Source organism: Bacillus sp. FSL R9-9492, assembly GCF_038007365.1.
GTDB lineage: Bacteria > Bacillota > Bacilli > Bacillales > Bacillaceae_G > Bacillus_A > Bacillus_A mycoides.
Genome location: NZ_JBBOXC010000001.1, coordinates 3948224 through 3974547, shown reverse-complemented (window position 1 = coordinate 3974547; position 26324 = coordinate 3948224). Strand labels below are relative to the sequence as shown.

At 37.8% G+C, this 26324-nt stretch carries 23 protein-coding genes, 1 pseudogene and 1 other annotated feature (1 of these 25 cut by a window edge); of the genes and pseudogenes, 19 read left to right on the top strand and 5 right to left on the bottom strand.

Features of this window, described 5'->3' with window-relative positions:
* Positions 1 to 43 (top strand) — a binding site (T-box leader) (it extends 182 nt beyond the left edge of the window).
* A gap of 72 nt (positions 44 to 115) precedes the next feature.
* The 14 genes from ileS2 (at position 116) to pyrE (ending at position 16712) form a co-directional block, all read left to right on the top strand.
* The gene (gene ileS2, locus MKY70_RS20080) at positions 116 to 2881 is read left to right on the top strand and encodes an isoleucine--tRNA ligase (RefSeq protein WP_341025598.1); all 2766 of its coding nucleotides are present in this window, start codon (positions 116 to 118) and stop codon (positions 2879 to 2881) included.
* 158 nt (positions 2882 to 3039) lie between these two features.
* Positions 3040 to 3369, top strand: coding sequence for a molecular chaperone DnaK (locus MKY70_RS20075; RefSeq protein WP_044442869.1), 330 nt, complete (start codon positions 3040 to 3042; stop codon positions 3367 to 3369).
* 124 nt (positions 3370 to 3493) lie between these two features.
* On the top strand, positions 3494 to 3952 hold the full coding sequence (gene lspA, locus MKY70_RS20070; protein WP_002128849.1) for a lipoprotein signal peptidase LspA: 459 nt from the start codon (positions 3494 to 3496) through the stop codon (positions 3950 to 3952).
* Between the two features lie 4 nt (positions 3953 to 3956).
* A complete protein-coding gene (locus tag MKY70_RS20065; protein ID WP_002033761.1) occupies positions 3957 to 4865 on the top strand; it encodes an RluA family pseudouridine synthase in 909 nt (302 codons plus the stop codon).
* Between the two features lie 204 nt (positions 4866 to 5069).
* Positions 5070 to 5612, top strand: a complete 543-nt coding sequence (gene pyrR, locus MKY70_RS20060; RefSeq protein ID WP_001156489.1) for a bifunctional pyrimidine operon transcriptional regulator/uracil phosphoribosyltransferase — start codon at positions 5070 to 5072, stop codon at positions 5610 to 5612.
* A 146-nt stretch (positions 5613 to 5758) separates the two neighbouring features.
* Positions 5759 to 7051, top strand: coding sequence for a uracil permease (gene uraA / locus MKY70_RS20055; protein ID WP_002014712.1), 1293 nt, complete (start codon positions 5759 to 5761; stop codon positions 7049 to 7051).
* 147 nt (positions 7052 to 7198) lie between these two features.
* A complete protein-coding gene (gene pyrB / locus MKY70_RS20050) occupies positions 7199 to 8113 on the top strand; it encodes an aspartate carbamoyltransferase (RefSeq protein WP_002128846.1) in 915 nt (304 codons plus the stop codon).
* Positions 8097 to 9383 (top strand): dihydroorotase, encoded by a 1287-nt coding sequence (gene pyrC / locus MKY70_RS20045; protein WP_088034457.1) that lies wholly within the window; start codon positions 8097 to 8099, stop codon positions 9381 to 9383. Before pyrB ends, pyrC begins: the two co-directional genes overlap by 17 nt.
* Complete coding sequence (locus MKY70_RS20040; protein ID WP_002111416.1) at positions 9380 to 10477, top strand: carbamoyl phosphate synthase small subunit; 1098 nt, start codon at positions 9380 to 9382, stop codon at positions 10475 to 10477. Before pyrC ends, MKY70_RS20040 begins: the two co-directional genes overlap by 4 nt.
* Entirely contained in the window at positions 10462 to 13680 is a 3219-nt protein-coding gene (carB, locus tag MKY70_RS20035; protein ID WP_002165154.1) for a carbamoyl-phosphate synthase large subunit, read from the top strand. The genes MKY70_RS20040 and carB overlap by 16 nt, the downstream gene beginning before the upstream one ends.
* Positions 13677 to 14456 carry a dihydroorotate oxidase B electron transfer subunit gene (gene pyrK, locus MKY70_RS20030; RefSeq protein WP_002088239.1) on the top strand — a complete coding sequence of 260 codons (780 nt, stop codon included), beginning with the start codon at positions 13677 to 13679 and terminating at the stop codon, positions 14454 to 14456. Before carB ends, pyrK begins: the two co-directional genes overlap by 4 nt.
* Positions 14453 to 15382: a dihydroorotate oxidase B catalytic subunit gene (gene pyrD, locus MKY70_RS20025; protein ID WP_002088238.1), complete on the top strand. Its 930-nt coding sequence runs from the start codon at positions 14453 to 14455 to the stop codon at positions 15380 to 15382. The genes pyrK and pyrD overlap by 4 nt, the downstream gene beginning before the upstream one ends.
* On the top strand, positions 15367 to 16083 hold the full coding sequence (gene pyrF, locus MKY70_RS20020; protein ID WP_000083510.1) for an orotidine-5'-phosphate decarboxylase: 717 nt from the start codon (positions 15367 to 15369) through the stop codon (positions 16081 to 16083). The genes pyrD and pyrF overlap by 16 nt, the downstream gene beginning before the upstream one ends.
* Complete coding sequence (gene pyrE / locus MKY70_RS20015) at positions 16080 to 16712, top strand: orotate phosphoribosyltransferase (RefSeq protein ID WP_002142936.1); 633 nt, start codon at positions 16080 to 16082, stop codon at positions 16710 to 16712. The genes pyrF and pyrE overlap by 4 nt, the downstream gene beginning before the upstream one ends.
* Before the next feature lie 116 nt (positions 16713 to 16828).
* On the opposite strand, the gene MKY70_RS20010 is transcribed toward pyrE, so the two are convergent.
* Positions 16829 to 17083: a YbeF family protein gene (locus MKY70_RS20010; RefSeq protein ID WP_088034459.1), complete on the bottom strand. Its 255-nt coding sequence runs from the start codon at positions 17081 to 17083 to the stop codon at positions 16829 to 16831.
* A 166-nt stretch (positions 17084 to 17249) separates the two neighbouring features.
* Positions 17250 to 18635 carry a membrane protein gene (locus MKY70_RS20005; RefSeq protein WP_002033770.1) on the bottom strand — a complete coding sequence of 462 codons (1386 nt, stop codon included), beginning with the start codon at positions 18633 to 18635 and terminating at the stop codon, positions 17250 to 17252.
* Positions 18636 to 18673: 38 nt separating this feature from the next.
* Between MKY70_RS20005 and MKY70_RS20000 the strand changes: the two genes are divergently transcribed.
* Genes MKY70_RS20000 through MKY70_RS19990 form a run of 3 tightly spaced genes read left to right on the top strand, consistent with a single transcriptional unit; the run spans position 18674 to position 19553 of the window.
* Positions 18674 to 18847, top strand: a complete 174-nt coding sequence (locus tag MKY70_RS20000) for a hypothetical protein (RefSeq protein WP_341074633.1) — start codon at positions 18674 to 18676, stop codon at positions 18845 to 18847.
* Positions 18783 to 19169: a YoqO family protein gene (locus MKY70_RS19995; protein WP_088034670.1), complete on the top strand. Its 387-nt coding sequence runs from the start codon at positions 18783 to 18785 to the stop codon at positions 19167 to 19169. The genes MKY70_RS20000 and MKY70_RS19995 overlap by 65 nt, the downstream gene beginning before the upstream one ends.
* 15 nt (positions 19170 to 19184) lie before the next feature.
* Entirely contained in the window at positions 19185 to 19553 is a 369-nt protein-coding gene (locus MKY70_RS19990; protein ID WP_016100707.1) for a YoqO family protein, read from the top strand.
* Between the two features lie 32 nt (positions 19554 to 19585).
* On the opposite strand, the gene MKY70_RS19985 is transcribed toward MKY70_RS19990, so the two are convergent.
* Positions 19586 to 20110, bottom strand: a complete 525-nt coding sequence (locus MKY70_RS19985) for a DinB family protein (RefSeq protein WP_002066772.1) — start codon at positions 20108 to 20110, stop codon at positions 19586 to 19588.
* An 85-nt stretch (positions 20111 to 20195) separates the two neighbouring features.
* A complete protein-coding gene (locus tag MKY70_RS19980; protein WP_088034463.1) occupies positions 20196 to 21266 on the bottom strand; it encodes a M24 family metallopeptidase in 1071 nt (356 codons plus the stop codon).
* Positions 21267 to 21545: 279 nt separating this feature from the next.
* On the opposite strand from MKY70_RS19980, the pseudogene MKY70_RS19975 reads away from it, so the two are divergent.
* A pseudogene (locus MKY70_RS19975) lies at positions 21546 to 21674 on the top strand (lysozyme inhibitor LprI family protein); the annotation flags it as partial.
* A gap of 51 nt (positions 21675 to 21725) precedes the next feature.
* Here MKY70_RS19975 and MKY70_RS19970 read toward each other — a convergent pair.
* On the bottom strand, positions 21726 to 23435 hold the full coding sequence (locus MKY70_RS19970) for an Rqc2 family fibronectin-binding protein (RefSeq protein WP_088034465.1): 1710 nt from the start codon (positions 23433 to 23435) through the stop codon (positions 21726 to 21728).
* A 105-nt stretch (positions 23436 to 23540) separates the two neighbouring features.
* On the opposite strand from MKY70_RS19970, the gene MKY70_RS19965 reads away from it, so the two are divergent.
* Complete coding sequence (locus MKY70_RS19965) at positions 23541 to 26264, top strand: calcium-translocating P-type ATPase, SERCA-type (RefSeq protein WP_088034467.1); 2724 nt, start codon at positions 23541 to 23543, stop codon at positions 26262 to 26264.
* Positions 26265 to 26324 lie beyond the last annotated feature (60 nt).

The window sequence follows — 26324 nt, the reverse complement described above, 5'->3', positions numbered from 1 at the left end:
GGTCTACTAGGGTGGTACCGCGGGAGACTTTCTCGTCCCTTTTTGGGGATGAGAGGTCTCTTTTTTATTCCCTTTTTTAAGGTCTGTCGTTTATATATTTAAGGAGGAATTGAGCATGGAGTACAAAAATACATTACTAATGCCAAAAACAGAATTCCCGATGCGTGGGAATTTACCGAAACGCGAGCCTGCAATGCAAGAAAAATGGGCTGAAATGAATATTTATGAAAAGGTACAAGAACATACGAAAGGCCGTCCTTTATTTGTACTACATGATGGACCTCCATATGCAAATGGTGACATCCATATGGGACATGCACTAAATAAAGTGTTAAAAGACTTTATTGTTCGTTTTAAATCAATGACTGGATACTGTGCACCATATGTACCAGGTTGGGATACACACGGTTTACCAATTGAGCAAGCTTTAACAAATAAAGGTGTAAAGCGTAAAGAAATGACAGTTGCTGAGTTCCGTAAGTTATGTGCAGAGTATGCATATGAGCAAGTAGAACGTCAACGTGAACAATTTAAGCGTTTAGGTGTACGTGCAGATTGGGATAATCCATATATTACTTTAGAGCCAGCTTATGAAGCACAACAAATTAAAGTGTTTGGTGACATGGCGAAAAAAGGTTATATCTATAAAGGACAAAAACCAGTTTACTGGTCTCCAACAAGTGAATCAGCTTTAGCAGAAGCTGAAATTGAATATCAAGATAAAAAATCAGCATCTATTTACGTAGCATTCCCTGTAAAAGATGGAAAGAACGTATTAGAAGGTGATGAGAAATACATTATTTGGACAACAACGCCTTGGACGTTACCTGCAAACTTAGGTATTTCTGTTCACCCAGAACTTGAATATGCTATTGTGAAAGTAAATGATGAGAAATATATCATCGCTTCTGAACTATTTGAGACAGTTGCAAAAACGTTAGAGTGGGAAAATGCTGAAGTTGTGAAAACGGTAAAAGGTAGCGAACTTGAGTATACAGTTGCAAAACATCCATTCTACGATCGTGACTCATTAGTTATGCTAGGAGAGCACGTAACAACAGATGCAGGTACAGGTTGTGTTCATACAGCACCAGGACACGGGGAAGATGACTTCGTTGTTGGTAAAAAGTATGGCTTAGAAGTACTTTGCCCAGTTGATGATAAAGGTGTATTAACAAATGAAGCACCTGGATTTGAAGGCTTATTCTATGATAAAGCTAACAAGCCAATTACGGAAAAATTAGAAGAAGTAGGCGCGTTACTGAAACTAACATTCATTACGCATTCATACCCACATGATTGGAGAACGAAAAAACCAATTATTTTCCGTGCGACAGCGCAGTGGTTTGCATCTATTGAAGCGTTCCGTAAAGAATTATTAGAAGCTGTTGCGGAAACAAAATGGGTACCAGCATGGGGAGAAACTCGTCTTCATAATATGGTTCGTGACCGTGGTGACTGGTGTATTTCTCGTCAGCGTGCATGGGGTGTGCCAATTCCTGTATTCTATGCAGAAAATGGTGATCCAATTATTACAGATGAAACAATTAATCATGTAGCAGATTTATTCCGTGAGCACGGTTCTAACGTATGGTTCGAGCGTGAAGCGAAAGATTTATTACCAGAAGGATTTACACATACAGGTAGCCCAAATGGTGAATTCCGTAAAGAAACAGACATCATGGATGTATGGTTCGATTCAGGTTCTTCTCACCAAGCGGTATTAGAAGAGCGCGAAGACTTACAACGTCCAGCTGATTTATATTTAGAAGGATCTGACCAGTATCGTGGTTGGTTTAACTCTTCATTATCAACAGCAGTTGCTGTAACTGGTAAAGCTCCGTATAAAGGCGTACTAAGCCATGGTTTCGTACTAGATGGTGACGGACGTAAAATGAGTAAGTCGATTGGAAACATCGTCGTACCGAAGAAAATTATGGATCAATTAGGCGGAGACATTTTACGCTTATGGGTATCTTCTGTTGACTATCAATCTGATGTACGTATTTCAGATGATATTTTAAAACAAGTAGCAGAAGTGTATCGTAAAATCCGTAACACATTCCGTTTCTTATTAGGAAACTTAGATGATTTTAATCCAAGTGAAAATACAGTAGCGGTAGCTGAACTTCGTGAAGTAGATCGTTACATGTTAGTGAAGTTAAATGACTTAATTACAAAAGTAAAAGATGCATATGAAACATATGACTTTGCTGCTGTATATCATGCAATTCACAACTTCTGTACAATTGATCTAAGTTCATTCTACTTAGACTTTGCAAAAGACATTTTATACATTGAAGGTGCAGATCACGCGGATCGTCGTGCAATTCAAACTGTATTATATGATGTTCTTGTTGCATTAACGAAACTTGTAACGCCAATCTTACCTCATACAGCTGATGAAGTATGGCCATATGTTCCTGGTGCAGAAGAAGAAAGCGTACAGTTAACTAATATGCCAGAAGCTACAGAAGTAGAGGGTTCAGAAGCGTTAAGAGCAAAATGGGATGCATTTATGACATTACGTGATGACGTTTTAAAAGCGTTAGAAGTAGCTCGTAATGAGAAAGTAATTGGTAAGTCATTAAATGCGAGCATTACGCTATATCCGACTGCAGAAATGAAGGCTATGTTAGAGTCTATTAGCGAAGACTTAAAGCAATTATTCATCGTCTCTGAGTATGAACTTGGTGGTACAATTGAAGAAGCACCAACAGATGCACCAAAGTATGAGCATACAGCTGTAGTTGTAGCACAGGCGACAGGTGAGACGTGTGAACGTTGTTGGGTTATTTCAGAAACAATTGGTAAAGATGCAGAGCATGAAACATTATGTGAGCGTTGTGCAACGGTTGTTAAAGAAAATTATGTAAAATAATGAAAAAAAGCTGACTGCTCATAATAGCAGTCAGTTTTTTGTTGATGATATATCGAAATAACTTTCACTCTCTTTCCTATGAAGGAAAAATGTGTGTGAGGTAAGCGTGGAAATTTCGGACACACTAATTGTACATTGCAGCTGGGAGGAATGTACACGTGAATGAAATTTATATGGAAATAAAAGAAGAATTGCAATTGATGAGAAAAGAGTTGCAAGATAGATTGGCGAAAGAAGTAATGCACACATACTATATGGAATTTGGGCAAGAACTTGGATACGAAATAAAGGAAGAGACAAAGAAAAAATTGCTATTACATGATATAAAAGAGGATTTAAAAGATGTAGAACGTGCATTGTTTAAAATGGAAATAGATATGTACGGTATTTGTGAAGAAACTGGAAGAGCGATTTCTACAAAACAAATGAAAACAATGCCGACTGCTCGTACTATTCATGAATTTTTCTGTGAAAAGGTAAATGTATGAATACGCACAACGATATTATGTTACCTTTTTTTAATTTATTTTATTCTTCTACAAAGGTTCATTGTGAAAAGGTAGCAGCTATGCTAAAATTTTGAGGTACACTGTCTTTGTGGGGGAAATGAAAATGATATATTATGTAATAGCGTTATTTGTCATTGCCATCGATCAAATATCGAAGTGGCTAATTGTAAAGAACATGGAATTGGGTACGAGCATTCCGATTATCGATAATGTATTATACATAACATCTCATCGAAATAGAGGAGCTGCCTGGGGTATTTTAGAAAATAAAATGTGGTTTTTCTACATTATTACAGTCATTTTCGTAGCATTTATCGTATTTTATATGAAAAAATATGCGAAAACGGACAAGCTTCTAGGTATTTCATTAGGTCTAATTTTAGGCGGAGCAATTGGCAATTTTATTGATCGTGTATTTAGACAAGAAGTAGTGGATTTCATTCACGTGTATATTTTCTCGTACAACTATCCGGTATTCAATATAGCTGACTCAGCATTATGTATTGGAGTTGTATTAATTATTATTCAAACAGTATTAGAAGGAAAGAAAGCGAAGGAGTAATTGAATGAGTGAAGTAGTACAAGTAACAGTTGCAGAAGAACAAAAAAGCGAGCGAATTGATAAATTCGTTGCAGAAATAAACAGTGAATGGTCACGTTCACAAGTGCAGCAATGGATTAAAGATGCTGTTGTGACAGTAAATGGGAAATCAGTTAAAGGGAATTATAAAGTAAAAGGAAATGATGAAATTACAGTAACAATTCCCGAGCCAGAAGAGTTAGATATTCAACCGGAAGATATGAATTTAGAAGTTTATTATGAAGATGCCGATGTACTAGTTGTAAATAAGCCGCGTGGCATGGTAGTACATCCAGCACCAGGGCATACGAAGGGTACGCTTGTAAACGGACTTATGCATCATTGTACAGACCTATCAGGTATTAACGGTGTAATGCGTCCTGGTATAGTACACCGTATTGATAAGGATACATCTGGATTATTAATGGTTGCTAAAAATGATATGGCGCATGAATCACTTGTAAATCAACTTGTAGCAAAAACGGTAACAAGACGTTATAAAGCGATTGTACATGGTGTAATTCCACATGATAAAGGAATAATTGACGCTCCAATTGGTCGTGATAAAAAAGAACGTCAAAGTATGACTGTTGATGAAAATGGTAAGAATGCAGTTACACATTTCCAAGTGTTAGAGCGATTTAAGGATTTCACACTTGTAGAATGCCGCTTAGAAACGGGACGTACACACCAAATTCGTGTTCATATGAAATATATTGGTTATCCACTTGCAGGGGATCCAAAGTATGGTCCGAAGAAAACATTAGATATGAATGGACAAGCACTTCATGCAGGGATTTTAGGTTTCGATCACCCTCGTACTGGTGAATATATTGAGTTTGAGGCACCGATTCCAGAAGTGTTTGAAGAAGCGCTAAATATTTTACGGAAATAGTATTGACAAATCATAAGAAAACTGAGATACTGACAACAGTTAAATAATGATCCTTTAACACAGCCCCGTGAGGTTGAGAAGGTAACGGTTTGAAATACTTAGGGTATGTTGTACCCTTTTTTCAAAAGTCCTCTCGCACACGCTGAGAGGACTTTTTTTTATACCATTACTCTCACGCAAGAAAAAAACTTGGAGGTGTAGAGCATGCAAGAGAAAGCTGTCGTTTTAGATGACCAAATGATTCGCCGCGCTTTAACACGAATTAGTCATGAAATCGTGGAACGAAATAAAGGTGTCGATAATTGTGTTCTTGTCGGAATAAAAACACGTGGAATTTTTATTGCACAACGTTTGGCAGAACGAATTGGTCAAATTGAAGGAAAAGAGATGGAAGTAGGAGAGTTAGATATTACGTTGTATCGTGATGATTTAACACTACAATCGAAACATAAAGAACCACTTGTAAAAGGTTCTGATATTCCTGTAGATATTACGAAGAAAAAAGTTATCCTTGTGGATGATGTGTTATATACAGGAAGAACAGTTCGAGCAGCAATGGATGCTCTTATGGATTTAGGTAGACCATCACAAATCCAATTAGCTGTTCTTGTTGATAGAGGTCATCGTGAATTACCAATTCGCGCTGATTATGTAGGAAAGAACATTCCAACATCTAGTGAAGAGCGTATCGAAGTTGATTTGCAAGAGACAGATCAACAAGATCGAGTAAGCATATACGATAAGTAAAGCCCTTTTAAATGTAGTCCTGTGAGGCTGCCAAAGGGTCTTGGCTTTCATATGTCAAATTTGGCATACGAAAGTGTAGGACTCTTTGTGCACAGGCACAAAGAGTTTTTTTATTGCAAAAATTAAAACTGAAGGAGGATGTAACAATGGAGCAAAAGCCAGTGTTAGACATTCATGAAGTACCGAAACCGGGAAAATGGTTATTATTAAGTATACAACATTTGTTCGCGATGTTTGGATCAACAGTGCTTGTTCCGTTTTTAACAGGACTGAATCCATCAGTAGCTTTAATATCAAGTGGATTAGGAACGCTAGCGTTTCTTCTAATAACGAAAGGTCAAGTACCAGCATATTTAGGATCATCATTCGCCTTTATTGCACCAATTATTACAGCAAAAACAGCAGGTGGACCTGGAGCAGCGATGCTTGGAGGAATGCTTGCGGGACTTGTGTACATCTTAATCTCACTCGGAATTAAGAAATCTGGGTCAGAATGGATTATGAAATTACTTCCGCCAATCGTAGTTGGGCCAGTCGTAATGGTAATCGGTTTATCTTTAGCACATACAGCAGTGAACATGGCGATGAACGGTGCGGATGGTAAGTATAGCATTACACACTTTTCAGTAGCATTAGTAACATTAGCAATTACAATCATTTGCTCCATATTCGGGAGAGGATTTTTCAGTATCATACCAGTGCTACTTGGAATCATCGGCGGGTATATATTCGCTTACTTCCAAGGGCTAGTAGATTTAAAGCCAGTAGCTGAGGCAAAATGGTTTGTCATACCAGACTTCACAGTACCGTTTGTAACATATACTCCGGAGTTTTCATGGAAAATTGTACTCTTAATGGTGCCAGTTGCACTTGTAACAATTTCAGAACATATCGGACATCAAATTGTACTTGGAAATGTTATTAAAAGAGATTTAATTGAAAAACCAGGTTTACATCGTTCAATCTTCGGTGATGGGATAGCAACATTGATCGCATCACTAATAGGAGGACCACCGAATACAACGTACGGTGAAAACATCGGTGTGCTAGCAATTACGAGAGCATACAGTGTATACTTATTCATCGGTTCAGCAGTGTTCGCAATCATGTTTGGATTTATCGGGAAGATTTCAGCACTGATTCATTCGATTCCAACACCAGTTATGGGTGGTGTATCAATCTTACTCTTCGGTGTAATCGCATCAAGTGGTTTACGTATGATGGTAGACGATAAAACAGACTTAGGTGACAAACGAAACTTAATGATTGCATCAGTTATACTAGTAATCGGTATTGGCGGAGCGGTACTGCACGTAGGTGAATCGTTCCAAGTAGAAGGAATGGCGTTAGCAGCAATTGTAGGTGTACTATTAAATCTACTACTACCAGAGACAAAACAAACAAATAAAACAAAACAATCTAAGCAGATTGCTTCATAAAAATAACCTTTTAATTCAGTCCTGTGAGATAGAAAAGGGTGGCTACTTTAACGCACCCTAGTCTCAAAGACTAGGGTATTTTTATACAGTTATTGTTATATAAATTCAATGGTGTTATCATAAAAAACAGAAAGATGAGGGATGACGATGAGCCATTTGTTAACGATGAGTGAATTATCGGAACAAGAAATTTCAGAAATCCTAAAAGACGCAGAAGATTTCGCGAATGGAAAAGAGAGAAAAACGACAGAGCAAACATTTGTTGCGAACTTGTTCTTTGAGAATAGTACGAGGACAAGATTTAGCTTTGAAGTTGCTGAGAAGAGATTAGGACTTGAAGTATTAGACTTTTCCGCAGATGCATCTAGCGTACAAAAAGGAGAAACTTTATACGATACGATAAGAACACTAGAATCAATCGGAACAAAAGCGGTAGTCATCCGCCATGAGCAAGATCGTTACTTCGATGAATTAAAAGATCAGGTGAATATCCCAATCTTGAACGCTGGAGATGGATGTGGAAATCATCCAACGCAATGTCTACTCGATCTTCTAACAATTAAACAAGAGTTTGGAAGATTTGAAGGTTTGAAGATTGCAATAGTTGGGGATGTTCGTCATAGCCGAGTAGCACGTTCTAATGCAGAAGCATTAACGAAACTGGGCGCGACAATTTACTTTGCAAGCCCAGAAGAGTGGAAAGATGAAGAGAACACATTTGGAACGTACAAGAGTTTAGATGAACTTGTTCCAGAAGTGGATGTGATGATGTTACTTCGTGTACAACATGAGCGTCATGACCATTATGAAACAGACATTATGAAAGAGTATCACGAGCAACATGGGTTAACAGTTGAAAGAGAAAAACGTATGAAAGAAGGAAGCATTATTATGCATCCAGCCCCTGTAAACCGTGATGTTGAAATTGCGAGTGAACTTGTCGAGTGTGAACGCTCACGCATATTCAAGCAAATGGAAAACGGGGTCTACGTAAGAATGGCTGTACTAAAACGCGCATTACCAAATGTATTAGGAGGAATGAAACATGAATTATTTGTTTAAAAATGGTCGTTATATGAATGAAGAAGGAACAATTGTAGCAACAGATCTTCTCGTACAAGACGGTAAAATTGCGAAGGTAGCAGAAAATATTACGGCAGATAATGCTGAAGTAATCGATGTAAATGGAAAGTTAATCGCACCTGGATTAGTAGATGTACACGTTCATCTTCGTGAACCAGGTGGTGAACATAAAGAAACAATTGAAACAGGAACACTTGCAGCAGCAAAAGGTGGATTTACTACAATTTGCGCAATGCCAAACACACGCCCAGTACCAGATTGTAAAGAACATATGGAAGACCTGCAAAAGCGTATTAAAGAAAAAGCACATGTAAATGTATTACCATATGGAGCAATTACAGTACGTCAAGCAGGTTCTGAAATGACCGATTTTGAAACGTTAAAAGAACTTGGAGCATTTGCTTTCACTGATGATGGCGTAGGCGTGCAAGATGCAAGTATGATGTTAGCTGCAATGAAGCGTGCATCGAAATTAAATATGGCAGTTGTTGCACACTGTGAAGAGAACACACTTATTAATAAAGGATGTGTACATGAAGGGAAGTTTTCTGAGAAACACGGATTAAACGGTATCCCATCAGTATGTGAATCCGTACATATTGCCCGGGACATCTTACTTGCGGAAGCTGCAAATTGTCACTACCACGTATGTCACGTAAGTACAAAAGGATCTGTACGTGTAATCCGTGACGCGAAACGTGCTGGAATTAAGGTGACAGCAGAAGTAACACCGCATCACTTAGTATTATGTGAAGATGATATCCCATCGGCTGATCCTAACTTTAAAATGAATCCACCGCTTCGAGGAAAAGAAGATCATGCAGCGTTAATTGAAGGACTATTAGATGGAACAATTGATATGATCGCAACTGACCATGCACCGCATACTGCAGAAGAGAAAGCGCAAGGGATTGAAAGAGCACCGTTCGGAATTACTGGTTTTGAAACAGCATTCCCGCTTTTATATACAAACCTTGTGAAAAAAGGAATCATTACATTAGAGCAACTGATTCAATTCTTAACAGAAAAACCAGCTGACACATTCGGTTTAGAAGCAGGGCGCCTAACAGAAGGTAGAAAAGCTGATATTACAATTATCGATTTAGAACAAGAAGAAGAAATTGATCCAACAACATTCTTATCAAAAGGAAAAAACACACCATTCGCAGGTTGGAAATGCCAAGGTTGGCCGGTTATGACAATCGTTGGTGGTAAGATCGCATGGCAAAAGGAGAGTGCATTAGTATGAAAAGACAACTTATCTTAGAAGATGGAACAGTATTAATTGGAAAAGGTTTCGGAGGAGAAATAGAAAAGTCAGGTGAGGTTGTATTTACAACTGGGATGACTGGATATCAAGAAACTTTATCTGATCCATCATACTGCGGTCAAATCGTAACATTTACGTATCCATTAATCGGAAACTACGGCATTAACCGTGATGATTTTGAATCAATTCACCCATCTGTAAATGGTTTAATCGTAAACGAAATTTGTGATCATCCATCAAACTTCCGTAATGAAATTTCGTTAAATGATTACTTGAAAGAAAGAAATATCCCAGGATTAGCAGGAATTGATACGAGAAAATTAACAAGAAAAATTCGTCAATATGGAACTTTACGCGGACGTCTTTGCAATATGGATGTGGATGTAGAGGACATCGTTAGCCAATTGAAAGCAACTGTCTTTACAGATCATGTGAAACGCGTATCAACAAAAGATCCATATCCAAGTCCAGGCCGTGGACACCGAGTTGTACTTGTAGACTTCGGAATGAAACATGGTATTTTACGAGAATTAAATAAGCGTGATTGTGATGTAATTGTTGTACCTTACAATACAACAGCAGAAGAAATTCTACGCCTTAGCCCAGATGGAATTATGTTAAGTAATGGACCTGGGGACCCAAAAGATGTACCAGAAGCAATTGAAATGTTAAAAGAAATTATTGGTAAAGTTCCTTTATTCGGGATTTGCCTAGGACATCAATTGTTCGCCCTGGCATCTGGTGCGAATACAAGTAAGTTAAAATTCGGTCACCGTGGTTTAAATCATCCAGTAAAAAATCTTGCAACTGGAAAAGTAGCAATTACATCTCAAAACCATGGTTACGCAGTAGAAGAAGAATCAGTTGGAAATACAGAACTGGAAATTACACATGTTGCTTTAAATGATGGAACAGTAGAAGGTCTTCGTCATACGAAGTTCCCAGCATTTACAGTGCAATACCATCCAGAAGCTTCTGCAGGACCAGAAGATGCAAATGATTTATTCGAAGATTTCTTAGCAATGATTGAAAACTTCAAGAAAGAAGGGGAAGAGTTATGCCAAAACGCCTAGACATTAACACAATTTTAGTAATCGGATCAGGACCAATTGTAATTGGGCAAGCAGCAGAGTTTGATTACTCTGGTACACAAGCTTGTCAATCTCTTAGAGAAGAAGGTTACAAAGTAATCCTTGTTAACTCTAACCCAGCAACAATTATGACAGATACTGCAACAGCAGATAAAGTATATATAGAACCATTAACATTAGAATTCGTAAGCCGTATCATTCGTAAAGAACGTCCAGATGCACTCCTACCAACATTAGGTGGTCAAACAGGCCTAAACATGGCTGTTGAACTTGCGAAATCAGGCATACTTGAAGAGTGCGGAGTTGAAATTTTAGGAACAAAATTATCAGCAATCGAGCAAGCCGAGGATCGTGATTTATTCCGTACATTAATGCAGGAATTAAATGAACCAATTCCATCTAGCACGATTATTCATACGCTGGAAGAAGCACATGAATTTGTAAAAGAAATTGGTTATCCAGTTATTGTTCGCCCAGCATTTACAATGGGGGGAACAGGTGGCGGAATCTGTAATAATGAAGAAGAACTAATTGAAATCGTATCAGGTGGATTAAAACATAGTCCAGTAACACAATGTTTATTAGAAAAGAGTATTGCCGGTTGTAAGGAAATTGAATATGAAGTAATGCGTGATTCGAATGATAACGCGATTGTAGTATGTAACATGGAAAATATCGATCCGGTTGGGGTTCACACAGGTGATTCTATCGTTGTAGCACCGAGCCAAACATTAAGTGACCGTGAGTATCAAATGTTACGAAACACTTCATTAAGAATTATTCGTGCATTAGGAATTGAAGGTGGATGTAACGTTCAGCTTGCACTTGATCCACATAGCTTCCAATACTATGTAATCGAAGTAAACCCGCGTGTGAGTCGTTCGTCTGCACTAGCATCTAAAGCAACTGGATATCCAATTGCGAAGTTAGCGGCGAAAATTGCAGTCGGTTTAACATTAGATGAAATTATAAACCCAGTAACACAAAAAACATACGCTTGCTTCGAGCCAGCATTAGACTATGTTGTTTCAAAAATTCCACGTTGGCCATTTGATAAGTTTGAATCAGCAAACAGAACACTTGGTACACAAATGAAGGCAACTGGTGAAGTTATGTCAATCGGACGTAACTTAGAACAATCATTATTAAAAGCGATCCGTTCTTTAGAGCTTGGCGTTTATCACCTAGAGTTAGACCACTTAAAAGAGCTTGATAAAGAAACGATGAAAAAGCGTATTATAAAAGCTGATGACGAGCGTCTGTTCGTTGTAGCAGAAGCGATCCGTCAAGGTGTAACGAAAGAAGAAATCAACGAATGGTGTGAAATGGACTTCTTCTTCTTACAAAAAGTTGAAAATATCGTAAACATGGAACGCGAAGTAAAAGCGAATGTAGGAAATATGGAAGTGTTACAATCTGCGAAAGAAATGGGCTTCAGTGACCATTACATCGCCAATGCTTGGAACAAAACAGAGCGTGAAATTTACGATATGCGTAAAGAAAGCAATATGACTCCTGTTTATAAGATGGTAGATACTTGTGCGGCAGAGTTTGAATCTGCAACACCATACTACTACAGCACATATGGTGACGAGAATGAATCGATTGTAACAGATCGTAAGAGTGTAGTTGTACTAGGATCTGGTCCAATCCGTATTGGTCAAGGTGTTGAGTTTGATTATGCAACAGTTCACTCTGTATGGGCAATAAAAGAAGCTGGATATGAGGCAATCATTGTTAATAACAACCCAGAAACAGTTTCAACAGACTTCAGTATTTCTGACAAATTATACTTTGAACCATTAACAATCGAAGATGTAATGCACATTATCGATTTAGAAAAGCCAGAAGGTGTTATCGTCCAATTCGGCGGACAAACGGCAATTAACTTAGCGGCTAAATTAGAAGCACACGGTGTAAAAATCTTAGGAACATCACTTGAAGATTTAGACCGTGCAGAAGATCGTGATAAGTTTGAAGCAGCTTTAACAAAGCTTGGTATCCCGCAACCAGTTGGTAAAACAGCAACGACTGTAGAGCAAGCAGTAGCGATCGCTGACAAAATTGGTTACCCAGTATTAGTAAGACCATCTTACGTACTAGGTGGACGTGCGATGGAAATCGTATATCGTCAAGAAGAATTACTGCACTACATGAAAAATGCGGTTAAAGTTCACGCAGATCACCCAGTATTAATCGACCGTTATATGGTTGGTAAAGAAATTGAAGTAGATGCAATTTCAGACGGTGAGAATGTATTCATTCCAGGTATTATGGAACATATCGAACGCGCTGGAGTTCACTCTGGGGATTCAATTGGAGTATATCCACCACAGAGCTTATCTGAAAAACTAAAAGAACAAATTATTGAACATACAATTGGGCTTGGAAAAGGTTTAAACATTGTTGGATTACTAAACATTCAGTTTGTAGTATTCAAAGATGAAGTGTATGTAATTGAAGTAAATCCACGTGCGAGCCGTACAGTACCATTCTTAAGTAAAATTACAGGCGTACCGATGGCAAATATCGCAACGAAAGTTATTTTAGGTCAAAACCTTGTAGAACAAGGATATGGAACTGGCTATCACCCAGAAGAGAAGGAAGTGTATGTAAAAGCACCGGTATTCTCATTTGCGAAACTACGCTCAGTTGATACAACATTAGGGCCTGAAATGAAATCAACAGGGGAAGTAATGGGTAAAGATTTAACGCTTGAAAAAGCATTATATAAAGGACTTGTTGCTTCAGGAATTAACATTCCAACGCACGGATCAGTAATCATCACTGTAGCGGATAAAGATAAAGAAGAAGCGCTGGAAATTGCAAAACGCTTCCATGAAATCGGCTATAACTTATTAGCAACAGCAGGAACAGCACAATCGCTAACAGAACAAAACATTCCGGTGCAAGTTGTAAACAAAATTGATTCTGAAGACTACAACTTACTTGATATTATCCGTCAAGGGAAAGCGCAGTTTGTAATCAATACATTAACAAAAGGAAAACAACCAGCGCGTGATGGTTTCCGCATTCGCCGTGAATCAGTAGAAAATGGTGTGGCTTGCTTAACATCACTTGATACAACGAGAGCAATCTTGAGAGTATTAGAATCTATGACATTCTCAGCTCATTCAATGAAAGAAATTACGCAAACGAAGCGTCACGAGGTGGTACATGCATGATGCAAAAGCAAAATATGATCGTCGTTAACCAAAAAGAAATCGCAAAAAACATTTACGAATTAGTGCTTCAAGGGGATTTAGTGCAGCAAATGAACGATCCAGGGCAGTTTGTACACATTAAGGTAGCAGAGGGCATTACGCCCCTTCTGCGCCGCCCAATTAGTATTTGTAATGTCGATCAAGACAAGAACGAATTTACAATGCTATATCGTGCGGAAGGACAAGGGACAAAAACATTAGCGAAAAGAAAACAAGGTGAACTTGTAGATGTGTTAGGACCACTTGGTCATGGATTTCCTGTAGAAGAAGCGGAATCTGGACAAACGGCTCTATTAGTTGGTGGGGGAATTGGTGTACCACCACTATATGAATTGTCACAGCGTCTTGTAGCAAAAGGAGTACGCGTTATTCACATCTTAGGTTTCCAAACGAAAGATGTTGTCTTCTATGAAGAGAAATTCGCAGAACTTGGTGATACGTATGTTGCAACAGTTGATGGTACACATGGTACAAAAGGGTTTGTAACAGATGTAATCGATAGCTATGGAATTGACTTTGACATTCTCTACTCATGTGGACCTTTAGCGATGCTTCGTGCATTAGAAGGACGCTATAAGGAGAGAAAAGCCTATATTTCATTAGAAGAACGTATGGGCTGTGGTATCGGAGCATGTTTCGCATGTGTATGCCATTTGCAAGCAGATCCGAGTGGGCATTCTTACAAGAAGGTGTGTAGCGACGGACCAGTATTTCCAATCGGGGAGGTTGTACTATGAACAGATTGCAAGTTGAATTACCAGGGTTATCATTAAAAAATCCAATCATCCCAGCATCTGGTTGCTTCGGATTTGGTCGTGAGTATGCACAGTTCTATGATTTAAGTGTACTTGGATCAATTATGATTAAAGCGACAACAGAACAACCTCGTTATGGAAACCCAACGCCTCGTGTTGCTGAAACACCAGGCGGAATGCTAAATGCAATCGGGCTTCAAAATCCTGGATTAGAAAAGGTAATGAATTCTGAATTACCTTTTCTCGAGCAATTTGATCTTCCGATTATTGCAAACGTTGCGGGTTCACAAGCTGAGGATTACGTAGCGGTTGCGAAGGCGATTTCAAAGGCACCTAATGTTCATGCGCTAGAATTAAATATTTCTTGTCCAAACGTAAAAACGGGTGGTATCGCTTTTGGTACAAATCCTGAAATTGCTGCTGATTTAACGAAGCGAGTAAAAGAGGTTTCTGAAGTACCGGTATATGTGAAATTGTCACCGAACGTGGCAAACATTGTGGAAATTGCAAAAGCAATTGAAAATGCGGGTGCGGACGGTTTAACGATGATTAATACATTGCTTGGTATGCGTCTAGATTTAAAAACTGCAAAACCAATTTTAGCAAACCGTACGGGCGGACTATCAGGGCCTGCGATTAAGCCAGTAGCAATTCGTATGGTACATGAAGTAAGTCAAGCGGTTAACATTCCGATCATCGGAATGGGTGGTATTGAAACAGCGGAAGATGTAATTGAATTCTTCTATGCGGGCGCAAGCGCGGTCGCAGTTGGAACGGCGAACTTTATCGATCCGTTCGTATGTCCGACAATTATTGAAGAATTACCAGCATTACTAGATGAATTAGGATTTGATCATATTTCGGAATGTCAAGGAAGGAGCTGGAAGCAAACATGTCACAGTCGTTAATCGTTGCACTAGATTTTCCAGGGAAACAAGAGGTAGAACAATTCTTACACCACTTTGAAGGGGAAGAGTTATTTGTCAAAGTTGGTATGGAGTTGTTTTACAAAGAAGGTCCTGCAATTATTACGTACTTAAAAGAAAAAGGACATAAAATCTTCCTAGATTTAAAACTTCATGATATTCCGAATACGGTAAAAAGCGCTATGCGTAGCCTAGCTAGTCTAGATGTAGATATGGTAAATGTTCATGCTGCTGGGGGAAGCAGTATGATGAAAGCTGCGATTGAGGGATTAGAGGAAGGTAAGCAAGAAGGAAAAGAGAGACCGATTTGTATTGCAGTTACACAATTAACAAGCACTTCGGAAGCTATGATGAAAAAAGAGATTGGCATTGAGAAAACGTTAGAAGAAGCGGTTGCTCATTATGCAAAATTAACGAAAGAAAGTGGACTTGATGGAGTTGTTTGTTCAACACTTGAAGTACCAAAATTACGTGAAGTATGCGGAAATGAATTTGTAACAGTAACACCGGGGATTCGTCTTGCAAGCGATGATGTAAATGACCAAGTGCGCGTAGCAACACCGAAACGTGCGAGGGAACTTGGTTCAAGCTACATCGTAGTTGGACGTAGTATTACAAAAGCAGAAAATCCGCTTGAAGCGTATAAAACAGTAAAACAACAGTGGGAAGGTGTAACAGTATGAAAAAAGAAATCGCATCGCATTTATTAGAAATTGGAGCAGTATTTTTACAACCGAATGACCCATTTACTTGGTCTTCTGGTATAAAATCACCAATTTATTGTGATAATCGTTTAACTTTATCTTATCCAAAAGTACGCCAAGCGATTGCAGCTGGATTAGAAGAGTTAATTAAAGAGCACTTCCCAACTGTAGAAGTTATTGCAGGAACAGCAACTGCTGGTATTGCGCACGCTGCATGGGTAAGCGATCGTATGGATTTACCAATGTGCTACGTGCGTAGTAAAGCAAAAGGTCACGGTAAAGGGAACCAAATCGAAGGAAAAGCTGAAAAAGGTCAAAAAGTAGTAGTAGTAGAAGACTTAATTTCAACTGGCGGTAGTGCAATTACATGTGTAGAAGCACTTCGTGAAGCTGGCTGTGAAGTATTAGGAATCGTATCAATCTTCACATACGAGCTTGAGTCAGGAAAAGAGAAACTAGAAGTAGCAAACGTAGCATCATATTCTTTAAGTGATTACAGTGCATTAACTGAAGTTGCAGCAGAAAAAGGTATGATCGGACAAGCTGAAACGAAAAAATTACAAGAGTGGCGTAAAAATCCAGCTAATGAAGCTTGGATCACAGCGTAACACGAAAAAAGACGACCGCGGGGGAACGCGGTCGTCTTTTTTATATCATTGCTAAAATTGTATGTAAAGTTCCATTGATATCAAAGAAAATCATATTACAATCTCCTCACTAATAACTACTTATTGTTTTCTGCAACTTCATATCCTCTCACAAACAATAGAGTCATATAAGAAATAATAAATGAGAAGATACTATACATACCGACCCAAAAGAAAAACTTTGGAGGGAAGGCGATAGCACCTACTATTAAAAAACTAGCAAACGTTATAATGGGCATTACATAGTACGTTCTCGTTCTACGTGTTCCAATAACAGAAACGATAAAGATAAGTAATGGACAAATTAATAAGACAAAAATCAATTCATTCATAGTTATGTCCCCTTTTCTAATTGAAGTAATCTGTTTCTCGTAAACGTTTTGAAATAAATACTCTCCTAATATAACTTCGCTAACATATACATAATCCCTTTTGAAAGTCAGTAATAAATGATTGATTTCACAATAAAAAACGTAAGCAAGAGAATACTCGCTTACGCTATAGAATAAACATCGCAACGATCGTGGTGACGATTAAGCCAATCACAACTGGTAAAAAGTTTCGGCGTGCAAGTTCAAACGGATCTACTTTGCATATGGCAGCGGCAGGAATAAGCGCCCAAGGAATTAAAGTGCCACCGCCGGTCCAGATTGCTGCAATTTGCCCGAGTGCTGTTAATGTAGCGGTTCCATGCCCAAGTGCTGTTCCGAAAAGGTTTGCAATCGAACCAGCAAGTGATATACCGGAAAAACCAGATCCATCTAAGCCTGTTATGACACCAACGATAGTTAATGTTCCTGCCGATACATATTGGTTTAAAGGAACAATTTGAGATAAGGCGATTCCTAAGTCGTTAATGATTCCATGTGAACCTTTCGGTAAATAGTCCCCGATAATTTTCACAAAGCCGCTATCTCCTAAATAAAAGAGTGCAGCAATTGGGATAACTGGACCAAAGATTTTAAATCCAAATTGGAGCCCTTCTATAAAATAATCGGTCGTTTTATTCAGTCCATTACCTTTGTAGGCGATGAGAGAAATAATGATAATCATAATAACAGTCGTCCCGCCGATAAGTGCAGTTGCATCGCTTCCTTGTAGTTTAAATTGAATCATGCAAAGAATATCTATGGCATATACGATCGGAATACAAATAGCGAGCCATTTTTTTGTCTGAGGAGATAATGAAGTGAGCGTTTTAGAAGACTCAGTTGATGGAATAGATTCTTGTATAGATAAGCCTGTATGAAATTCTTTTCGTAAGAAGAAAAATGCGACGGAAGTTGTCACAATACCCATAACAATAACGAGGGGAACACTGGCTGAAACAACGCTGGAAACAGGAAGACCAGCAGCATCTGCAGTTAATTTCGGTGCACCTTGAATAACGAAGTCACCAGATAAGGCAATGCCGTGTCCGAATAAGTTCATAGCGATTGCGACTCCAATTGGCGGAAGGCCGACGCGTACAGCGACTGGTAATAAAATGGCCCCCATTAAGGCGACAGCTGGAGAAGGCCAAAAGAAAAAGGAAATTGTCATCATTAAAAGACCGATAATCCAGTAGGCATGTGCAGGTGTACGAATCATCTTTGTAAATGGTGAAATCATCGTATCATTTATGCCGGTATGAACGAGTAGGTTGCTCATTGATACGATAATGGAGATGATTAATATAGTTGGTAATAGTTCGGTAATGGCGTAAATGAAACTTTGAAAGATACCACTAATGGCAAGAGGGATAGAACTTGTAGCGGTTAATGCTAATAAAAAAATAAAAACGATACAAATGATCGTCGTATCTTTTCTAAAAATAAAAAAGGTAATAATAGTGAGTAAACAAAGAACATAGAGAGCATGTAAAAGCGTTAATTCAACTCCCATAACATTCACATCCTTTAGGCATTCGTGTAGTTCATTGTATGGAAGCAGTGAAAGTATGTGAGTATAGGAAAAAGAAAAAAAGTGAAATTTCATGTACTGTAATGGTAAGAACAATAAATGGATGTTACAATACAATTAATCCTAAAAATGGAATTAAAGGAGGGCTTATGCGCAAAAAAAATTGGATTTTGGGGATTTATCATATCTTGTAGTCTATTAATCATTTTAAATCTGCTTATAAACAATGAATGGATAAGTATCATACCTGTTCTCGGGTTTGTTTTTATACTGTTATATCGTTGGGATGACATGAAACAACATAGTAAGAAAAGTATTGGAATTATGATAGGTATCATTGTTGTTTGTTCATTTGTCGTAGGGGTTATTTTAATAGAGGGCCAAAAGCAAATGGAGAAAATGTCTATTTTTCAAGATTGGATGTCTTCTGCGAAAGGTCTTTATCTTGTAATTGTAGTCGTTATTTTTCTAAGAGTCATGATAAGAATAGCAAGTTACATGTTAAAGGAGAGGTAGAATGGGGGAGTACGAATGAGAGAGAAAATAGGGTATTATGGTGTGTTCGGTTGTTTAATATTATCAGTTATTTCGGGGCAATTTCTTAAAAGTGAATGGGTACCAGTAATATTATGTATAGGAGTATTGATTTTTGCTCCTATGTATCGCTGGGATGAATGGAAAGCATATAGTCGAAAAAAGAAAATTGTTTTCAGCATCGAGTTTGTCATTATAATTAGCACGATTCCGTTTTTGTTATTGAAAGGAAATGAGATAATAGATGGAATTGTAATGTTTCAAGGGTGGTTATTTATTGCGAAATTGCTATATTTAATATGCATTTTAATATCGGTAGCGGTAGTCGCTAAAAAAGTAAACGAAAAGTTATTCGTTAATGAATAAAAGAAAATGCCACCTTATTCGGTGGCATTTTCTTACTTTACTGAATGAGCTTTTTGCATCTTTTTAATTAAACGAATTTGTCCGCGATGATTGATTTCATCTTCAAATACGTGAAACCATTTAAAGTAGTTATTTGCTGGTTTGTCATGCCAAAAGTCGGTCGTTTTAAATAGCCATTCGTCAGGTAAAGACTGAAATGTTTCGATCGTTTTAGAGCGCACTTCTTGTAACGTATTTATGTAAAATTCTATTGAGTTGCCTTTTATTTTCTCGCGTCCAAGATTTCCTAACTCAACAGCAGGTAACCAACGTTCTAATTCAGCATCTGTTGGTTCACGATCTTCAAAAGTATGAATTTGGTAGTAAAATTCAATAGCAGCCATATGGTACAAAAGCATACCAATTGAATTTGCTTCATCATCATATAAATAATCAAGTTCTTCAATTGTTAAGCCTTCGACAGCCTGCATTGTTGTATAGCGAGCGTAATTCATCATGGAAACAAGTTTTGAAAACTCAACTTGTAAACCATCTACCTTATCGATTACAAAGTTCAATTAAAATTCCCCCTCTTTAAACAATTACTCCAGAGAAGGAATTCTATGTGTAAAGAAAAAACTCCTGTTAAAAAGTTCATGATTTTTAACAGGAAATGACAATTAGTTCCCGATTTGCCTTTGTAATAACCTCATAGCCCTCTTTTGTGATGACAATATCATCTTCAATTCTACACCCGCCCCAGTTTGGTATATAAATACCTGGTTCAACTGTAACAACCATACCTTCTTCTAAAGTAGCCTTACTTTCTTGGGATAGACGGAGAGGTTCATGAATTTCTAACCCAAGCCCATGACCAGTAGAGTGGCCGAAATATTGACCGTATCCATGTTCTGTAATGTAATCTCTCGTTATATCATCGATACTTTTCGCAGTTTCTCCAGGTTTAATGGCTGCAGTTCCACGCTTTAATGCTTCTAATACAACATTATATATTTTTTTGAATTCTTCCGATGGTTCGCCAATCGCTACAGTACGTGTTAAATCGGAACAATACCCGTTATAAAGTGCACCGAAATCTAAGGTAACGATATCGCCGTGCTCGATTATTTTATTCGATGCAACGCCATGAGGAAGTGAAGAGCGAACGCCAGAAGCTACAATAATTTGAAATGATGAGGATGTAGCCCCTTTCTTTCGCATGAAAAATTCTAATTCATCTCGGACATCAGTCTCACTTATTCCTGGCTTTAGAAACGTAAGGATGTGGTGAAATGATTCGTCAGCAATATTAGCTGCAATTTTCATTGTTTCTATTTCAGGTGTGTCTTTAATAATGCGAATATCTTCGATGATTTCGCACACTTGCACCATTTCCGCATGTATGTATTTTTGTAAGTTTTTATATTGTTGCAATGTCATGTTATTTTCTTCAATTCCAAGTTTTTGAATGTTTAATTTCGATACTTGATTTGCAATTTCTTTTTCCAAATTTCCTTTATGCATAATAATTTCAGCATCTTTTATTTGTGATTTCGCTTGATCTACATAGCGGAAATCAGTTATAAAAACAGCATTATCCGCAGAGATTAAGACGACGCCAGCGCTACCTGTAAAGCCTGTTGCATATTGGCGATTTTCTTTTTTTGTAATAAGTAATCCGTCAATTTCATAGTTTTTTAGTTGATTTTGGATTTTATTAATTCTTAAAGTCATGTTAATTCCCCCTTTTCACAGTATTGAATAAAGCAAATAGCGTGCCAAAAAATATCTTTAGAGAAAAGATAGTGGGAATTACATATGTTTTAGAGAAAATAAGAAATTTAGCCCATTATTTGTGGACGGTGGGCTGCTCGTGAAATACAGATTACTTCAATTAGCAGTTGGGAGAATGAAAAAAACATCAACTCAAGATTCAATTTCTTTACACACTGTAAAAAAATTTATACAAATATGAAATAGCACTGTCAAATTTTTTGACAATATTGAAGTTAGGAAAGTAAAGTTAAAGCAATTGCTACAGATGAAAATAATGGAACGATGAGATATATCAAAGCTGCAGATGAAAAATATAAGATGACAAAAGAAAGATGTTATGAATTAGTGAATGGGTATATGAACTAAGCTGAAAACATAGAAAAATGCGTTGCTTGCTAGCAACGCATTTTTAAGTATTTACGCTTTTAATTTCATTACTGTATCAGCATCTGGTGTTACATATAATGTTTGTTGATTGTCATATGTAACAAATCCAAGTTTTGCACCGCTCGGTTTTTTGACATGGCGTACCTTTGTGAAATCTACAGGAACAGAACTAGAATCTTTTGCTTTACTGTAATAAGCAGCGATTTTAGCGGCCTCTTGTAAAGTCTCTTCCGTAGGTTCAAGAGAACGAATGACAACGTGGGACCCAGGTATGTCTTTCGTATGTAACCAAATTTCATCACGACGGGAGAATTTCGTTGTTAAATAATCATTTTGCTTATTGTTTTTACCGACGAAAATTTCTGTGCCATCACTAGCTAAATATTTGTCCAATACTGGTTTTGTCGGTTTTTTCTTTGTGTTTTTCTTCTTACGATTACGTACATAACCTTCTTCGGTCAGTTCTTCACGAATCTCTTCAATATCTTTTGAAGAAGCAACCTCCATTTGTTGAAGTAAGCTATCGAAATAAAGAATTTCTTCATTTGTTTTTACGATTTGTTCTTCTACAATAGCAACTGAATTTTTCGCTTTTTGGTACTTTTGGAAATAGCGTTGTGCATTTTCAGATGGTGTTTTTAAAGGATTTAATGTGATTTTTACAGTCCCACCATTTTCGTCGTAATAGTTAACGACTTCTATCTCTTTATCACCTTTTTTCAAAGCGTACATATTGGCTGTAAGTAGCTCTCCAAATAGTTGATATTTATCTGCTTTTCCGGCATCTTGTAATGTTTTTTCTAGTTTAATTAGCTTCTTTTCGTTTTTTGTTTTTTCATTTTGCATAAAGCGTTCTAAATCGTGAGCTTGTTGTTTTACACGATCGCGCTCTGCTTTACCAAAGAAGAAACGATCTAATAATTCACTAACAGATGAAAATGTTTTTTCGTTTCCTTGTAAGTGAGAAAGAGGGAATAGGTAAAAGAACTCTTTTCCATTTGCTGTTATCATGGCAGGCACGTACTGATGTGTTAGCAAAGGTTTTTGCAAGCTGAAGAAAGCTTCAGATAATGCTTTTTCATTTGCCATACCTGCTTTATTTACAACTTCTTTTGCAAATAATGGGGAAATTCCCATGAATGCTCCGACAAGTTGTTTGTCCATGTTGCCAGATAAAAAGTCTAGCGGTTTAATAAAATCATCTTCTGTTTCGATAAGAAGCGGATTAACTTTATGTTGTGCCGGTGGGGCAACATATTCAGCTCCAGCATATACAGTACGATGTCGGTTTACCGCTAAAGAAACGTGTTTTAAGCTATCTAAAATAACATTTGTTTTCGTATCTACTAAGATAATATTACTGTGTCGTCCCATTATTTCGATTACTAATGTTTTTACTGATTCGTCACCGATTTCATTGCGACTGCGGACTGTAATTTGAATAATACGTTCTAAGTCAATTTGTTCGATTTTTTCAATAAATCCACCTTCTAAATGTTTGCGAAGAAGCATACAAAACATCGGCGGTAGCGCTGGTGAATTGTAGTTTTGATTTGTTAAGTGCATACGCGCATATGTAGGGTGAGATGAAAGAATTAGCTTTTGGTTTTTTCCGTTTGCTCGAATATGTAATAAAACTTCATATTTTGAGGGTTGATATATTTTTGAAATTCTTCCTGTTTGAAGAGAATTTGCAATTTCATGTGTAATTGCTCTTGTAAATAATCCATCGAATGCCATGAATGAACACTCCTTTCTAACTAAAAGTTAATTATAGCATTTTTTTGGACGAGGCTGAATAAGCTTTCATTAGAGTATGTCTGGAATCAGGAGGTCGATGGCAGGATGAACTGGTATGAAATGCGAGCACATGAAGTGGAGGAAAGAACGAATACGAATGTGGAGGTAGGTCTTACAGAGCAAGAAGCAGAGGGCCGATTAAAGAAATTTGGTACAAATGAATTGCAAGAAGCAAAGCGGCCTTCTGCGCTTATGGTGTTTTTAGCGCAATTTAAAGATTTTATGGTACTTGTTTTATTTGGTGCTACAATTATTTCAGCTTTTTTAGGAGAGTATATTGATTCGATTGCAATTGTTGCAATTGTTATTATTAATGGTGTCCTCGGTTTCTTCCAAGAGAGGAAAGCTGAAAAATCGTTGGAAGCTTTAAAAGAATTGGCAGCTCCTCAAGTTACTGTACTAAGAAATGGGAAGTGGATAAAAGCGCCGTCAAAAGCACTTGTACTAGGTGATATTATTAAATTTTCTAGTGGTGACCGTATTGGCGCGGATGTTCGCCTTGTGGAATCTTCAAGTTTATATATTGAAGAATCGGCTCTTACAGGAGAGTCATTGCCTGTACAAAAGAAGGTAGAGGCGTTACAAGGTCAAGATGTTTCAATTGGTGATCAAAAAAACATGGCATTTATGGGGACGATGATAACGAGAGGTGCTGGAACAGGGGTAGTCGTAGCAACTGGAATGAATACAGCTATGGGGCAAATTGCAAATATGTTGCAAAATGCTGAGCAAATGGAAACTCCATTACAAAGAAGATTAGAACAGCTTGGAAAAATTTTAATTATTGTTGCTCTTATTTTGACGGCTCTTGTTGTACTAGCTGGTGTATATCAAGGGAATGAAGTGTATCACATGTTTTTGGCTGGGGTTTCGCTTGCTGTTGCAGCTATTCCAGAAGGATTGCCAGCTATCGTTACGGTTGCGCTATCACTTGGCGTACAGCGTATGATTAAAAAGAGGGCAATTGTGCGAAAGTTGCCAGCTGTAGAAACGTTAGGCTGTGCTTCTGTTATTTGCTCAGATAAAACAGGAACAATGACACAAAATAAAATGATGGTAACACATATGTGGTCAGGCGGAGAATTGTGGAAAGTAACAGGTCAAGGCTATGAGCCAACAGGTTCGTTTATGAAAGGTGAAGAAGTAATTGACCCTACTAAGACGAAATCACTGTATCAACTACTTACATTTGGCTGTTTATGTAATAATGCGAATGTCATTCAAAAGAAAAAGACGTATGTGTTAGATGGAGATCCAACAGAGGGAGCTCTCGTTGCTGCTGCAATGAAGGCGGGAATATCACGTGAAGCTCTTAAAGGAAAGTTTGAAGTCATTCGTGAATTTCCTTTTGATTCAACTAGAAAAATGATGAGCGTTATCGTTCGTGATCGTGAAGGTAAAAAATTTGTTATTACAAAAGGGGCACCAGATGTTCTTTTGCAAATGAGTCAAACAATTTTGTGGGGAAATAAGCAGCAGCCTTTAAGTGAAATGTATCGAAAAGAAGTGCAGGCAGCGATTCATAGTTTAGGAAGTCAAGCTTTACGAACGATTGCGGTGGCATTTAAACCGTTAAAAGCTACAGATTCAATTGAACATGAAAGAGAAGTCGAGCAGGATTTTATGCTTGTTGGAATACAAGGAATGATAGATCCGCCAAGACTAGAAGTGGCGCAAGCGGTGAAAGAGTGTAAGGAAGCTGGTATTAGAACGGTAATGATTACGGGAGATCATAAAGTGACGGCAATGGCAATTGCGGAACAGCTAGGGGTTTTACCGGCGGGTGGACGCGTTGTTGAAGGTGTAGAACTTGCGAATATGGATGTAGAGGCATTAGAAGATATTGTAGAAGATACGTATGTATTCGCTCGAGTGTCTCCTGAGCATAAATTGAAAATCGTTAAGGCGCTGCAAAATAAGGGACATATAGTAGCTATGACAGGTGATGGAGTGAACGATGCTCCAGCTATTAAAACAGCTGATATAGGGATTGCGATGGGAATTACAGGGACAGATGTTGCAAAAGAAGCTTCTTCACTTGTGTTGTTAGATGATAACTTTGCTACGATTAAATCGGCGATTAAAGAAGGTAGAAACATATATGAAAATATTCGGAAGTTTATTCGGTATTTGTTAGCATCTAACGTTGGTGAAATTTTAGTTATGTTATTTGCGATGTTACTTGCACTGCCATTGCCGATGGTTCCAATTCAAATTTTATGGGTGAACTTAGTTACTGACGGTTTACCAGCGATGGCATTAGGTTTGGATAAGGCTGAAGGAGATGTGATGAAGAGAACACCACGCCATCCGAAAGAAGGGGTGTTCGCTAGAGGGCTTGCGTGGAAAATTATAAGTCGTGGTTTTCTAATCGGAGCAGTGACATTAGTAGCGTTTATTATTGCATTTAACCAGCATCCGAATGAATTGAAGTATGCACAAACGGTAGCCTTCGCAACATTAGTACTGGCTCAGCTTATTCATGTATTTGATTGTCGTAGTGAACATTCTATATTTCACCGCAACCCGTTTGGAAATATATATTTAGTAGGGGCGGTTATTATTTCTTTACTGTTAATGCTTGTAGTTATATATTATCCACCATTACAGCCGATTTTTAGCACAATGCCGATACAAGCACGAGATTGGTTGTTAATTGGAGGATTATCATCTATTCCGACCTTCTTATTAGTAGGATCCTTATTAACAAGAAAAAAGGAGAAAAAGAAAAAGCCGCTGTTATATAAGAAGGGATTAAACTTGAAATAGTCAATGATATGAAAATATGATATAATTTACAGAAGGTAGTAGAGCCTTGTCTCTATTGCC